This window comes from Nocardiopsis lambiniae, assembly GCF_031845465.1.
Classification (GTDB): Bacteria; Actinomycetota; Actinomycetes; order Streptosporangiales; family Streptosporangiaceae; genus Nocardiopsis; species Nocardiopsis lambiniae.
The window spans coordinates 1-13,419 of sequence record NZ_JAVREP010000023.1; the positions used below are offsets into that span (position 1 = coordinate 1).

Consider the following 13,419-nt stretch of genomic DNA (forward strand, 5'->3'; position numbering starts at 1 on the left):
CGCCACCGCCTACACCGAACTCCTCACCGAGATGCTGCGGGTCCTGGGACCCGACCACCCCCACACCCTCACCACCCGCAACAACCTCGCCGCATGGCTGGGCCAGGCAGGAAACCCCCAAGCAGCCGCCACCGCCCACAGCGAACTCCTCACCGAGATGCTGCGGGTCCTGGGACCCGACCACCCCGACACCCTCACCACCCGCAACAACCTCGCCGCATGGCTGGGTGAAGCAGGAAACCCTCAAGCAGCCGCCACTGCCTACGCCGAACTCCTCACCGACCGCCTGCGGGTCCTGGGACCCGACCACCCCGACACCCTCACCACCCGAAGCAACCTCGCTCGCTGGCTGGGCCAGGCAGGAAACCCCCAAGCAGCCACAGACGCATTCCGGGAACTCCTCACCGAGATGCTGCGGGTCCTGGGACCCGACCACCCCGACACCCTCATCGCTCGAAGCAACCTCGCCTACATGCTGGGCGAAGCAGGAAACCCCCAAGCAGCCGCCACCGCCTACGCCGAACTCCTCACCGACCAACTACAGGTACTGGGACCCGACCACCCCCACACCCTCACCACCCGAGGCAACCTCGCCGCATGGCTGGGCCAGGCAGGAAACCCCCAAGCAGCCACAGACGCATTCCGGGAACTCCTCACCGACCAACTACAGGTACTGGGACCCGACCACCCCCACACCCTCACCACCCGCAACAACCTCGCCTACATGCTGGGCGAAGCAGGAAACCCCCAAGCAGCCGCCACCGCCTACGCCGAACTCCTCACCGACCAACTACAGGTACTGGGACCCGACCACCCCGACACCCTCACCACCCGCAACAACCTCGCCCACCGGACCTATGAGTCCGGTGACACCACCCAAGCGGTGAAACTCCGGTCCACCCTGGCAAGAGAACAGGAACGAGTACTCGGTCCCGACCACCCCGACACACAGGCCAGCCACCGAATCCTGCAACGTTGGCGGAATGAACAGCTCAACGAATGACCCGGCCAGGGGACCTTTGATCCGATGGCCCTCGCGCCCTGGGTGCAAGGAAACCGCAGGTCAGGACGGGTGAACTTTCGTCCTCACTCGGGGCCAGCGGCCCTGCGGTGCTCCTGGTGTGCTCCCCTGAACCGGCTACCGCACCGGTACCAAACCACGCGCCTCAGCCAGCGCCACGACTTCCGCCCAGCAGGGCAGCCGTGACCTCGGCCGCTGCCCTGACCTCCTCCGGGAACACACTCACCCCAAGCGTGGCCAGGCAAGACACACCTACGCTCGGCCTCACCGAGGCGATCAAGCGGGTTCGCTGACAACAACCCAACCGCCCCCTTGCCCGATACGGGCGTTATGTCGCATTCCCTGTTCGCGGCCACCAACGCCCCCGCGTGGGGCCCGAACCCCGGGCTCGCCCCCTGGGGCGGGGCCGGGTGTGGTGGGGGCGGCATGGGGGCGCTGGTGGCCCCACACCGCCCCCACCGTCCGGGCAGACCGGGAACCGTCCGACCCGCCACCCCACGCCAGTCCCGAACCACGAACACGGCCCCGGACACGAAGGGCCACCCACGCCCCGTGCTCACCCCTCACACCCATACGCTCCTTGGGTTTTCTCCCTCGCCCAGTAGGAGAGCTGCTCCCACACCGGGACTTCGACACCCCGAACCTCACCCGTCGAAGAAGACACGCCCGCAGAACGGCGCCAGCAGCCCCAACAGACCTTGAACGGCGAAGGTCCCAGCAAGCTCGAACGCATCTCCTGCTACGGCCATGACCTTCTCGACCAGAGCGCTTCGCCGCGCATCGGATCCGTCTGCGGTTCCTCAGCCGTGCCCCGCCTCCGCTGCTGCCCGCCCACCTCACGGCGGCGCACCAGAGCACACGGCTGCGGCAGGGTCGTGCTCGGCGCGCACCCGCACGATCATTCCTTTAACGCGCGCACCGATTTTGGATGGCCGTCCAATCCCAAAATAATGGGTTTAGTGAGGTGAGTTAATAACATTTTCATAAGTGATAATGAAAGGCGAGGGGTGGGAGATGACGGGCAGGCCAGAGCGGAAGAAAGGGGTCGGGGTCGCCGGTCGGCCGACCCGTCAGCAGGCCGGGGCCGCCGCCCCCTACGTGAAGGTGACTACCCTCTGGGTATAAGTCTGGCCCCGCGAGTCAAGCTCAAACCCCCGCTGAACTGCAAGGATGCGGGATTTCAGCCTGATCGCACCACCAGGGGAATCGGCATAGTCACAGGTAGGCCTATCGGCATAGTCACAGGCATAGTCACAGGCATAGTCACTGGTAGGGCTATCGGCATAGTCACTGGAACCCCCTGTTTTCGCCCCCTTCCCGACCCGAGGGCTGGGTAGCCGCGCAAGAAAGGCCTCCTCTGATTCACCGAGCATTCTTTTATCTATCACTCAAACCGCCACACTGCACCGGGGCCAACCAGCAAGCCTCCGCACGCACGTACCGCGCGTGAAGCGTCCCAGGCCTCGTGCTCGCTCTGCGCCGTGATTCCTCACACCTGAGAACACATTATTGGCCACTCTATTATTCATCAGGGAATCGAATGTAAACAAGGATGAACTGATCAGGCCTCCACCCGGACCGAGGTCGAAGCATGCACTCTTGAACACCTAGAGGAATTGAGTAATGCAGGGACACTCAGGGGAGCGGAGGGGCGGGCCGGGGAGGAGACAGGAGGGGCACGTGGGGCGAGCGGGCGAGGGGTCACCGTAGGGGTCGCCGCCCCTATGTGAAGGTGACTACCCACTGGGTATAAGTCTGGCTTTGAGTCACACCCCTTAAACATACTCTGACCTGAGAAAACGAGTGTTTCATGGGGGCCCACAGGCGTGGAGAGGGTGTTGGAGTGATCGGTGGAGGGGGCGTTGGAGTACTGATTCACTGCCTCTCACCTACCCCTCAGCGCGGACCTGGGGCCGGAGACGGAGGGTGTGGCACGGCCCAGTGAGACCTCCGTGATTGACGGTGATAAGTTGGGCTTCTTTGAGCTCTTTCCAGCGCGGAAGCGTGGCGTCGAGTCGCTGAATAAGAAAACCCACAACCATTCTTCGAGATTCTTGTTATCGCACACAATCAGCGCCATCGCTTCATCGCCGTCGCAGGCCGCCCTCAGCCCGTGTGGGTGATGACCGAGTGGGTCTCGCTCACCGGCACCGCCTCGGTCGACGACCTCGACCGGTCCCCACGAGCCCACTGGCCCGGTGCAGGTGGGCCAGGGCATCGAACCAGGGCCGCTCCCTCGAAGGGAACGGCCCTGGATGCTTCTGTGCGAGGTCAGGCCACGGGCTGCCGCAGTGCCTGCCACTGACGTACCACTGCGGCCAAGTCGCTCATATCCAAGGGCGGCTCACCACCGCCTGCTTCTGTGCCCCCGGGCACCGAGCCCCCTCGGCGATGCACGGGTGGCACCGTCTTCGCACGACGCCGGGCGTGCTGGTTCTTCTCGTGCACGGCCAGGTACAGGCGTACCCCGCGCACCCCGTCATCGTCCTCACACCACCCACGCCGCCCCGTGTACAACTCACGCTGGTGGGGCGGCGGCCCGGCTGTGTACGTGCTCGTAGGTGCTTGCCCAGCTTGGGGCCGAGGAACCTCCACACCCATCTTGCACGCAGTCCTGCCCGGGCCAGGTTCACGGCCTTGGGCCGAACGCCGCGCCGGCAGCGGTTGATGCACCTCCACCACCGGGCGAGTGCTCTGCCCGGTCGGGCTGCAGAAGACGGCGGCGAGCGCCACCCCCAGGACCCAACGCAGGTGCTCGCCCCAGCCCTGTCGGCGCTTGCGGTGCCGCCCGCTATGCTTTTCCACGATCTCCTCCTGCTTACTCAGGTGGGGATTCAGCCCCGGCGCGGTGTTCACAGCACCGTGTCGGGGCGCCTCCACTTCTTCGTTCTCCATCAAGGTGTGGCCTGGTCGGGTGTCAATGGCCCCGGGGCCGTACGCCACCCGGAACTGCGCTTCCCACCCACACCACACAAAGGGCACAAAAGCCCCTAAAGCCCGCAAGGAATGCGCTGTTCCCGCAGGGCTGGTCGATGTTCGCTTTGGTGATCGAGGTTCTTCAACCCCGTACGAAAAAGGTCGGATTTCCTCAGCCCAGCACCGAGATCGCCCGATTGTCGGAGGATAGTCCCTTTTCCGTGCGGGCTTTGTTCACGCGGGCCCTGATGAGGTCCGCGTTGACGCTGAGTTCCCGGGCCAGAGAGGCGTAGGTCTCCCCTCCCTCAAAGCGGGCCAGGAGCTCGCTGTTGGGCACCCCCAACTCCTTGGGCGGGCGATGTCCCTGGTGGGGCACCATGCCTGCGGCCTTGCGCTTCGAGGCGCGCTGCTTGCGCAGCCGCACCAGGTACATCACGTTCTGGTGGCGCGCCCCGGGCCGGTCATAGCCCCACATCTTCGAGGGGGTTTCTCCCTCGTGCCACAGTGCGAAGAACGCCCGTCTGGCTCGGCCCAAGGTCCGGGTGAAAGCCGCCGTGTCCATGTTCACCGCGCGCTCGGCTCGGCGGCGGTCGTCGTGTTCGGCCAGCGCGGTCAGCACCTGGCGATGGGCCGGTGTGAGGGCGGCCCAGATCTGGACCAGGGCGATGCGGTCCACGAGCAGGTCCTCGTGGGAGTGAGCGGGTGCTGAGGCGCTGGTCCAGTAGCGCAGGAACGCCCGGGAGACCAGGGCTTTGTCCTTGCCGCCCAGTCCGTGGGCTTTGAGGTCCTGGTAGTGCTGGGCCTTCATCGCCTTCCACCCGATGGCGATCAGCTCGGTCTCCTGCGGACGGGCCGCGACCAGTTGCAGGTGCTCGGTGATCGCTTCCCAGGCGGTCTCGGCTCGGTGGACCATGTCCATGCCGTTCACCCAGCGGCACTCCCGCGCCGCCCACACCGCCAACCGCACCACTTGGAGGGCCGTGTAGCCGTGCCCGACCGGGTCATCGGCCCTGGGCCGGGGCAACAACGGTCCGAACTCGTTCGAGCCGCGCGGAGATCTCACAGCGCCCCTGGCGAGGTTGTGGTCGCCTGTTTCGGAGGAATCGGGTTCTGCCCTCGAAAGTGCCGGGGAATCGCAGTGTCCATCAGGGTCGGTGCTGTGTGCGGGCCCCTTACGAGTGCGGTGTGAGCTTCTCGCCACCACGGGGCCGGTCTCGGACGTTGTCGCTGGGGTCATAGAGCCACTGTCCGGAGAAACCGCTGACATCCCCATGACCGTGCGGGCATGGTGGTCATGACAAGCCGGTCATGGCGGAGCTGGAGTTGGCGCCCGTAGTCTTCTGTGCCACCCACCCGCCCCGAGGTTTCGAGTGGAAGGCACCCCCGTGTTCTGCGGAAACTGTGGTCGATGCCGAGGCAGTGGCGCCTGCTCGTGTGTTCCCGCGCGGTTCTGGCGCATCCCCCAGGTGCGGCGGGCCGCGGCCGAAGGGGACGCCAACGCGCTGATCCGCCTGTTGCTCCGGCACACCGACCTGGCCCAGGACGCCATCGCGCGGATGTGCGACTTGTCCCAGACGATGGTCTCCCGGGTCCTGAGCGGCCAGCGGGAGCTACGGAAGCAGGAGACCGTCCGACGGGTGGTCGAGGGCATCACGCACGGGTACGAGATTCCCTCCCCCGCGATGGAGCGCGTCCCACCGGAGCTGGGCCTTGCGCTGAACGGCTCCCCGCAGAAGACCGCCGAAGTCCTGGGGCAGGTGGCCGGTGTGGACGTGGAGGACGTCCCAGGTGTGGAGGAGCAGCCACCGGCCTCGGCGGTCAGTTCCGCGGTGCTTTCCTGGCTGGTGTCAGGGCCCGCCTCCGGTGGGGCCGAGGCTCACGTGGCAGAGGGTCCGGTCGCGGCGATCCGCAGCGCGTCAGCGACGTTCTCCGCCTTGGACAACCGCTTCGGCGGTGACAACGCGCGAGCGGCGGCGGTGCACTACCTCAACGGCACGGTGGTTCCGCTGCTTCGGAAGTCCCATGCGGAGAAGGTCGGCCGGACTCTGTTCGCGGTGTCCGCGGAGTTCGTGCTCTCGCTGGCGTGGATGTCCTACGACGCCCAGCGCAACGGCGCTGCCCGGCGCTACTTTGTTCAGGCTCTGGACCTGGCCGCGCATGCGGGCGACCGGCTGCTCGGGGCGAGTGTGCTCTCGGCGATGAGTCACCAGGCCAACTACGTCGGTGCGCACGCCGAGGCGCGGGACCTGGCCCGGGCGGCGTTGGCCGGTGCCGGGGAGCGGGCGACACAGACCATGCGGGCGCAGTTCCTGATGATGGAGGCACGTGCCCACGCCGCCGGACAGGACAAGTCCGCGTGTTTCCAGGCGATGAGCGAGGCGGAGCGGGCTTTCGGTCGACGTGACCCGGGGGCCGATCCGGAGTGGATCGGCTACTTCGACCATGCGGAGTACTCCGACGAGGTCGCCCACTGCCATCGCGATCTGGGCCATGCCCATGTGGCGCGGCGGTTGGCGGAGCAGAGCCTGGCGTCCTCGATCGGGGAGGAGTACGCGCGCAGCCGGGTCTTCACCCGTCTGGTGTTGGCGGCTGCCGTGCTGGGGCAGGGCGAGGTCGAGGAGGCCTGCCATCTGGGCTCCGTGGTGCTGCCGCAGGTGCGGGCGACGTCCTCGGCCCGGTGCGTGGGCTACCTCGACGCGTTCGCCCGGAGTGTGCGGCCCTACCGCGGGCAGCCGACGGCGGACCGGTTCCTGAACCAGGCACGGGCCGTGGTGTCGGCTGCTCAGTAGGGGTTCCACTCCCGTAGGCGTCGCGGGTCGGCCAAGTCGCTGATGCGCCGGTCGATCTCGGCGTCGATCTCGGCGCTCTCCCCGCGCTTTTGGGCGAGCCAGGTGGTCATGCGCAGTTCCCGGATCTGCTTGTAGAGGGGGTAGCCCTCCCAGGCGGTGACGTCGAACCTGTAGGCCTCGCAGAAGTCGGTGTACTCGGCTTCGCTGTGCCAGCCCAGGTCCCGGTAGAGAGCGGCCAGGACCAGGTCCCACTCGGGTGGACCCCAGCAGATGCCGTCCAGGTCGAAGAGCACGACACCGTTCGGGGTGGCCAGGACGTTGCCGATGTTGGCGTCGCCGTGGATGACGTGTATGCCCAGCACCGGCGTGGTGGTCGGGAACCGGGCAGCCAGGTCGCGATGGGTCTGACGTAGTTGGTCGCGTTGGGTGGAGCTGAGCCCGGGGGCGGTGTCGATGCGTTCGGCCACACGGTCGAAAGGGTCCAGCTCGGGGAGATCGAGTTCGGGTGGCGGGATGAGGCCGTGCAGCGCGTGTAGGAGCTTGGCCAACTCCCGGGGGACAGTCCACTCCCCTTGGACCCCCTCCCAGAGCGTGACGGCGGTGCCTTCGGCCAGAACGGGTTGTTCGCCGGGCAGGGGGCGGCTCACCGGCAGGCCCTGTTCGGCCAGCCATCGGGCGGCCCGCACCTCCCGGTCGGCCTCCGCCCATCTGGCCGCGGAGCGTTCGACCCGGGCGATGACGGCTCCGTCGCGCAGACGGAACACCGCACGCTCCCCCATGCGGATCAGTTCGGGCCCCCCGTGAGCCGATGTCTCGGGGGCGCCCAGGGCCTGGGCGGCGGTGTGGACGGCGCGCAGGGCGCGCTCGGTGAAGTCCTCGGTGTGGGCCACGGGCCCCAGCCTATGCCGGGGCCGTGCACCCGCCCCGCGTTCGAGCGGAGCATCCCGTGGTGAGGGGGCGAGACGGGTCACCTGGTGCTGAGGGCCGTGCCCATGCGGTGGACCCGGTCGGTCTGGGGGAAGGTGAGCCAGTCCCACTCCCCCTCTTCAGCACCCATCCAGGTGGCCAGGCAGCGGCGGAAGAACTGGGAGGGCGCTCCGGTGGCGGTGCCGATCCAGTCCTGGTCGGGTGTGCCCAGGGCGAGGTAGGAGCGTTGTTCCTCCTCAACCAGTCGGCGGGAGGCGCTGATCCAGTCCGTGCAGGGTCGCATGGTGACGGGTGCCGGAATGTGGTCGAGGAAGCGCCGGTGGTCGTGGTCGGTGGCCACGACGTGGATGTGGGTGTGGTCGTAGCAGGCACCGCCCTTGTCACGGAAGTCGAGGCTGCCGTGTTCGAAGACGAGGCTGTCCAGACCGCTGCGTCGGCGGATGAGGCCGGTGACCTGTGGGATGACGGTGCGCAGGTCGGCGTGTTCGTCCTCGTCCAGCCAGCCCACGGAGAGGGTGTGGCGTTTGGAGACGATGAGCAGGTACCAGTCGGTGAGTGCGCCGATGCAGGGCATGACGACGAAGTGTTCGCTCTCCAGGAGCACGTAGTCGGTGCGGGTCCGGGCCAGGCCCAGGTCGTAGAAGAGGTTGGAGTCGTCGCCGCCTTCCACCTCGCAGCAGAAGGTGCAGATCTCGCTCAGGGTGGTCTCGTGCACGGGGTCCTCCGGGTCAGAACAGGGTGGGCGCGCCGGTGGGAGCATCCTCGGCGGTGGCCGGGGCGAGGGATCGGCCGATGAGCCTGCTCAGGTCGGCGCAGTGGCGGGGCGCGTCGGGTTCGGGTTCGGTGGAGAACACGGCGACGGGGCCGGCGGCCCCGTCGATGTGCAGCCGGTGTGTGCCCTGGGTGAGATCGTCGGGGTGGGCGAGCACGGGGGCGGATTCGAAGACGGCGGTGGAGCAGGCGGGGCGTATCCAGGGTTCGGGGGCGGCGAGCACTTCGGTGCCGGGCTGTTCGTCGGCGATCTTGTTCAGGTAGGGGGTGACCTGGGCTGCGAGGTCGGTCAGCTTCGTGATGAGGGCGGTGGTGTCGATGCTGTTCTGCAGGCCGAGCACCTTGCGTCGGGTTTGGACTTGTTGGGGCAGCGCGAAGTGCTGGGAGACGGCGGACTCCAGGGTGCGGACCGTGGCCCCGTCCTTGGTACGGGCCAGGTAGAGGGCGGCGACGGGTCCCTGCTCGGCCAATCGACTGCGGCGGCGTGAGTCGGCTGCGGTGCCGACCTTGGTCGTGCCGTTGGTGAAGACGTCGAGGTAGAGCCAGTGCGGTTGCCGGAGGTAGTCGCGGATGTTCTCGGGCAGCGCCTCGGGGGTGCGGTGGGCCTGGTGGGCGGCGATGAACCCTTCCTTGTACTGGCAGCGTCGGCACTGTTTGCCCCGGGTGACGACCTCGTCGGTGCGGCAGCGCACGTGCCTGCCCTCGGCTCCGGTGAGGTCGAACCATCCGATGCAGCGCCGCTGCTCGCCGTCGACACGGAAGGCGTGCTTACCCAGGAGGGGGTGGAGCAGGCTGTGTTCGGGGTGGTCGGGGTCGGTGGTGCGCAAGCGCGGGGTGTCGAGGTCGCTCCAGTCCAAGCCGAGAAGGGTGACGGGTGCGGTCGGGTTCATGCCAGGCTCCGGTGCAGGATCGTTTCGATGTGGTGCAGGCAGCGGCGGCGCCGGGTGGCGACCGGGGTGCTGCGTTCGGCGTACAGGCCGTGGTCGTGGGTGCCGTTGAGGTTGTCGGTGACGATGTGCAGGTAGTCGAAGGGCACCTGGGCAGTGGTGGCGGCGAGGGCCATGTGCCCGATCTCGGGGTCCACCACGTCGAAGTGTGCACGGTGTTGCTCGAGCCAGGTACGGGTTTCGTCCAGGACGCTGGGGACCGTGATGTGCCGGGCCCGGTCGTGCAGTCCGGGCAGTGCCGGGTCGAGGTCCAGGGCGCTCTTCCAGGAGAGGGGGCGGCCCTTCACCTGGCTGGTGGTGCCGGTGACGATGACGGTATTGGGCTCCATGTCGGACTGGAGGCCGCCGAGTTTGCCGACGTAGAGCACCCCCGAGGTGTGACCGCGGGCGATCAGCGCGGTGACCAGGTCACCGGCGAGATCACCCCAGAAGCTGAACTCGCATCCCAGCAGAAGCGCGGTGGAGCGGCCGACGCGGGCGGTGCGCCAGCCGAAGCCGGGGCGGTGGTCCCAGCCGGTGCCGAAGGCCGGTGGCCGGGTGAGGAGGGGTTCGACGTAACCGAGGATCGCCAAGTCGTGTGCGGGCAGATTTCGTGGGAGCCAGTGGTCGACGAACACCAGCCCCTGTCCGGGGACGGGCTGCTCGACGGTGATCTCGGCCGGTAGGTCCGTCATGGCGCAGGCCGCGCGTAGAAGCTCCGCGTAGTGGTGGGTGTAGTCCTGGCCGGGAGGGACCACACAGTGCAGGACTCCATCGGCGAGGGTGAAGTAAGGGCGGCGCCAGTTGAAGCGTTTGCCCACGCGTTTGTCGCCGCCGAGGAGGAAGCTCAGGGAGCGGTTGGGGTAGACCCATGCCCGGCCACGGGCGGCGGTGAGCAGGTCCAGGGGGATCTTGGGGAGGACGTAATCGGGGAGGCGTTCGCCCATGGTGTGTTCGCTGGCCAGGACGGCGCTGGTCGCGGTGGTGTTCACGCGTTGACCTCTCCGCGCAGGAGGGGCAGGAGGGGCAGGAGATCCGTTTCGTCTGAGGTGCTCGGCAGGGTGTGCACGGGTGCCGGGTGTGTGCTGAGCAGTACCTCCAGGGCGCGGGCGGTACGGGTCTGGTAGTCGGTGAAGGCAGCGGAGGAGGTCGTGGCTCGCTTGGTGGTGAAGGCGCCGTGTTCGGAGGGCTTGGAGGTTCCGGCCCTGCGGGTGGTGGCCACCTCCGCCGTGGTGGTGAGCAGGACGACTCGGTCGGGCTGCGGCAGGGCCGAGAACACGTCTTCGGCCTGGGACACAAGGATTTCGTCGCCGGACAGGGCCATGCGGGCCTGGTGTTTGAAGTACCAGCCGTCGACCACCACCGGCCGGTCCCGGTCGAGTGCGGGTGCCACGTAGGCGTGGTGGAAGAGCGTGTACCAGGCCGCGAGGGAGTGCAGCCAGTAGTGCGCCGGGTAGTCCCAGACCGGTTCGGCGTGGTCGTAACCCCAGGTGAGGTCGTGCATGAGGGCAAGGCGCCGGTCCAGCCATGTGTTCCCGGTGTGGGGCGGATCGTCCTTGCTCAGGGCGGTGGCATGCGAGGGGACGGTGGTCAGGCGGGACAGCAGGTGGCTCTTGCCCGCTCCGTCGATGCCCTCAATAGTCCAGAACTCAGCCATGGGCGCTCCTGACGGTGATTCCGGCTTCGCGAAGGTTGATGGCCAGGTGCGAGAGCAGGCCTGAACGCAGGTACACCTCTTGTGTCCCGGCCCGGTGGAGCCGGTCGATGAACGCGGCCAGGCGGGTGTGCTCCTCGCGAGCAACGGACACGTCGAGCAGAACGGGGCCGTCGGGTAGAGGTGCGTCGGTCGAGGAGAGCAAGGCCGTGTTGACCGGAGGTGCGGGGGTGTCCTGTTGCCAGGTGTCGGGCTCGGGCACACTGCTGCGGATGTTCTGGGCGGAGAGCCCGTAGCGGCTGGAGTGGTGCAGCTTGAGACCGAACGGCCGGCCCAGGTCGTCGAAAAGGGCTGTCAGGTGGCGACGGTGTTCACGAACCCAAACCACCAGGGTGGCGATCTGCCAGTCATCAACACGGGCCGGTCGTTGTCGGGTTCCGTGGTGGGGGTCGTGGAAGCGAGCCTCCTGGAGACGGGTGTCCGGGATGGTGAGTTCGAGGCCATCGTCCTTCACCACCAGGACGGCGGGAGTGAGACGGCTGTCCAGCTCCCAGATTCCAGGAACGATCTCGGCCACCACCACTGACTCGTAGACCGCGAGTTCAACGGAGAAGAGCACCTGCTCATAGGGCTGCACCAGTACAGACAGCCCCGGAGCGAGATCAATGATCCACTTCGCCGCGGCTGCGGGTGTGGCACCGACCAGGCGAGGCAGGTTCCGTTCCTCGGACGTGGCCGCGGTGCGCAACACCAGGAGTCGGTGCTCGCTGAAGCTGTCGCGCAGGGCCCGAGTACTCATCTGGTGCGGTCGCCGCACGACACGGATCGGTACACGCAGTAGCCCGTGGGCTTCGAGGGCGTTGACGGCCTCGATCTTGTCCCAGTCGCTCATGAGGCCCACTCCAGGGCAGCCTGTGTGATCGGGCGTACCTGGAGCACCAGGACCATCGCGCCGTTCCAGGCCCACTCCACGTCGACATCGAACCCGAAGTGAGCGCTGAGCTGTTGGCACAAGGGGTGGAGCTGCGCGGTGAGGGCGAGGCTCGGGACCTGCTCGGGTCCGGTCGATGCCCTGAACCGGCGGGCGTCACGCCGAGCTCGCATACGCAACGGCATCCCGGCGGTGGCTCCGTCCGGATAGGGGGATGCTTCGACCAGCAGGCGATCCTTGCTGATGAAGGCCACACCGTACAGGGACGCTTCAGCCTGTTCCTGGACCAGAACGCACCCGCCCGGGACGGCCTCCAGCTCCTCCCGTGGGAGGAGATCTTGGTCGATGACCCGGGCCAGCGCTGAGGCATCGGGCGGACAGTTCAGCAGCGACACCGATCGCCCCGCGTGTGCGCGCTCCAGCCCGTCCTCCAGGGTCGAGCTCGTGCGCACCACGACTCGGCGGGGCCGGTAGAGCTTCAGCCAAGTGCAGATCGAGGTGATCGCCTCGCTGGTTCCGTGCGCCAGGCTGGCAGAACTGAGGCAGAGCCCCGGGGGCACGGGGAGCCCGAGGTCAGCGACCTGGCTCAACCGCGCCGCCTTGTGCCCCCACATGTCGGGGTCCAACCGCTGAGAGAGCAGGTCAGCCACCAAGGCGCCACCTGCTCTCGACGCGGATCGTCAGGCTGAATGCCGCTTCCTTGAATCCATCCATGCGCCCACTGTGGCCAGCCCAGAGGAGCGGTCCCATGACCAGCCAGTCATAGATTCACCGACGTGGGGCAGCGGCTCCATCGTGAGTGACGGGAGGCGATCCCGACACACACCACAGCCTCCACCACATCCGGCACGAAACATGGTCACCTAGAGAGAACGGATGCCAGGCTTACCAGTCCGCACCCGTAAGCCTTCGCCCGTCCGATCCCTGTCCGGACCGCCTCTACGAAGGTTTCGGCGTCCGTCACTACCAGTCGTCCATCGAACTGGGCAGGTGACACGGTGATCTTTGTGCGCCCCGAGGAAGAGAACTTGTACCCGGTCATGGGCGGTAGGGGGACCACGTCGACCGCCATAGCACCGTCAGTGGTCGCTGGGATCACGAACCCGTGCTGTTCCCCCTTACGGGCGATCCAGCCGAGGCGGCTCTTCTCGTCGTGCAAGGCCACCCGCCGCCCCCGGTCGGTCTTCGGGGCGGCCGGGTCGCGCACGATGCGCGTGGGGTTGGCTGTGCAGCGGAAGGACAGTATCCGCCCGGGAGTGATCGCCTCGAACACACCCCCCATGTCCCTGGTCTCGGCAGGGACGGCCAGGTAGTCGGAGGGCAACTTCCCCCAGTCGGGTTCGACAGCGCTCTGCACCAAGAGCACGTGGCCGGAGTCGGTCCTGTCCAGGCGCCACAGCAACCCGTTCTTCTGACGCGCAGACCCGTCAGAGGCGACCTCGGGGAACGCCGACATGAGGGTGCGGTGCATGTGCTGCACGTCA

11 protein-coding genes are annotated in these 13,419 nt (G+C 67.5%); 2 read left to right on the forward strand and 9 right to left on the reverse strand.

What is annotated here, in order from left to right; all coding sequences use genetic code 11:
• The coding region (locus RM479_RS23700) for a tetratricopeptide repeat protein (protein WP_311513919.1) at positions 1-1,003 on the forward strand (1,003 nt) is incomplete at its 5' end.
• 3,106 nt (positions 1,004-4,109) lie between these two features.
• Here RM479_RS23700 and RM479_RS23705 read toward each other — a convergent pair.
• Positions 4,110-5,000 carry a hypothetical protein gene (locus tag RM479_RS23705; RefSeq protein WP_311513920.1) on the reverse strand — a complete coding sequence of 297 codons (891 nt, stop codon included), beginning with the start codon at positions 4,998-5,000 and terminating at the stop codon, positions 4,110-4,112.
• A 403-nt stretch (positions 5,001-5,403) separates the two neighbouring features.
• Between RM479_RS23705 and RM479_RS23710 the strand changes: the two genes are divergently transcribed.
• Positions 5,404-6,726, forward strand: a complete 1,323-nt coding sequence (locus RM479_RS23710) for a hypothetical protein (RefSeq protein WP_311513921.1) — start codon at positions 5,404-5,406, stop codon at positions 6,724-6,726.
• On the opposite strand, the gene RM479_RS23715 is transcribed toward RM479_RS23710, so the two are convergent.
• The 8 genes from RM479_RS23715 to cas6e all read right to left on the reverse strand — a co-directional run bounded on the left by RM479_RS23715 (position 6,720) and on the right by cas6e (position 13,415).
• Positions 6,720-7,616 carry a phosphotransferase enzyme family protein gene (locus tag RM479_RS23715; RefSeq protein WP_311513922.1) on the reverse strand — a complete coding sequence of 299 codons (897 nt, stop codon included), beginning with the start codon at positions 7,614-7,616 and terminating at the stop codon, positions 6,720-6,722. The two genes, RM479_RS23710 and RM479_RS23715, sit on opposite strands and share 7 nt — an antisense overlap.
• Positions 7,617-7,693: 77 nt before the next feature.
• A complete protein-coding gene (locus RM479_RS23720; RefSeq protein WP_311513923.1) occupies positions 7,694-8,368 on the reverse strand; it encodes an HIT domain-containing protein in 675 nt (224 codons plus the stop codon).
• Between the two features lie 13 nt (positions 8,369-8,381).
• Positions 8,382-9,314, reverse strand: a complete 933-nt coding sequence (locus RM479_RS23725; RefSeq protein WP_311513924.1) for a DUF2797 domain-containing protein — start codon at positions 9,312-9,314, stop codon at positions 8,382-8,384.
• On the reverse strand, positions 9,311-10,342 hold the full coding sequence (locus RM479_RS23730; protein WP_311513925.1) for a hypothetical protein: 1,032 nt from the start codon (positions 10,340-10,342) through the stop codon (positions 9,311-9,313). Before RM479_RS23730 ends, RM479_RS23725 begins: the two co-directional genes overlap by 4 nt.
• On the reverse strand, positions 10,339-11,007 hold the full coding sequence (locus tag RM479_RS23735) for a thymidylate kinase (RefSeq protein WP_311513926.1): 669 nt from the start codon (positions 11,005-11,007) through the stop codon (positions 10,339-10,341). The genes RM479_RS23730 and RM479_RS23735 overlap by 4 nt, the downstream gene beginning before the upstream one ends.
• The gene (locus tag RM479_RS23740; RefSeq protein ID WP_311513927.1) at positions 11,000-11,896 is read right to left on the reverse strand and encodes a hypothetical protein; all 897 of its coding nucleotides are present in this window, start codon (positions 11,894-11,896) and stop codon (positions 11,000-11,002) included. The genes RM479_RS23735 and RM479_RS23740 overlap by 8 nt, the downstream gene beginning before the upstream one ends.
• Positions 11,893-12,585, reverse strand: coding sequence for a pyruvate phosphate dikinase (locus tag RM479_RS23745; protein WP_311513928.1), 693 nt, complete (start codon positions 12,583-12,585; stop codon positions 11,893-11,895). Before RM479_RS23745 ends, RM479_RS23740 begins: the two co-directional genes overlap by 4 nt.
• Positions 12,586-12,794: 209 nt before the next feature.
• Entirely contained in the window at positions 12,795-13,415 is a 621-nt protein-coding gene (cas6e, locus tag RM479_RS23750; protein WP_311513929.1) for a type I-E CRISPR-associated protein Cas6/Cse3/CasE, read from the reverse strand.
• Between the last annotated feature and the right edge of the window lie 4 nt (positions 13,416-13,419).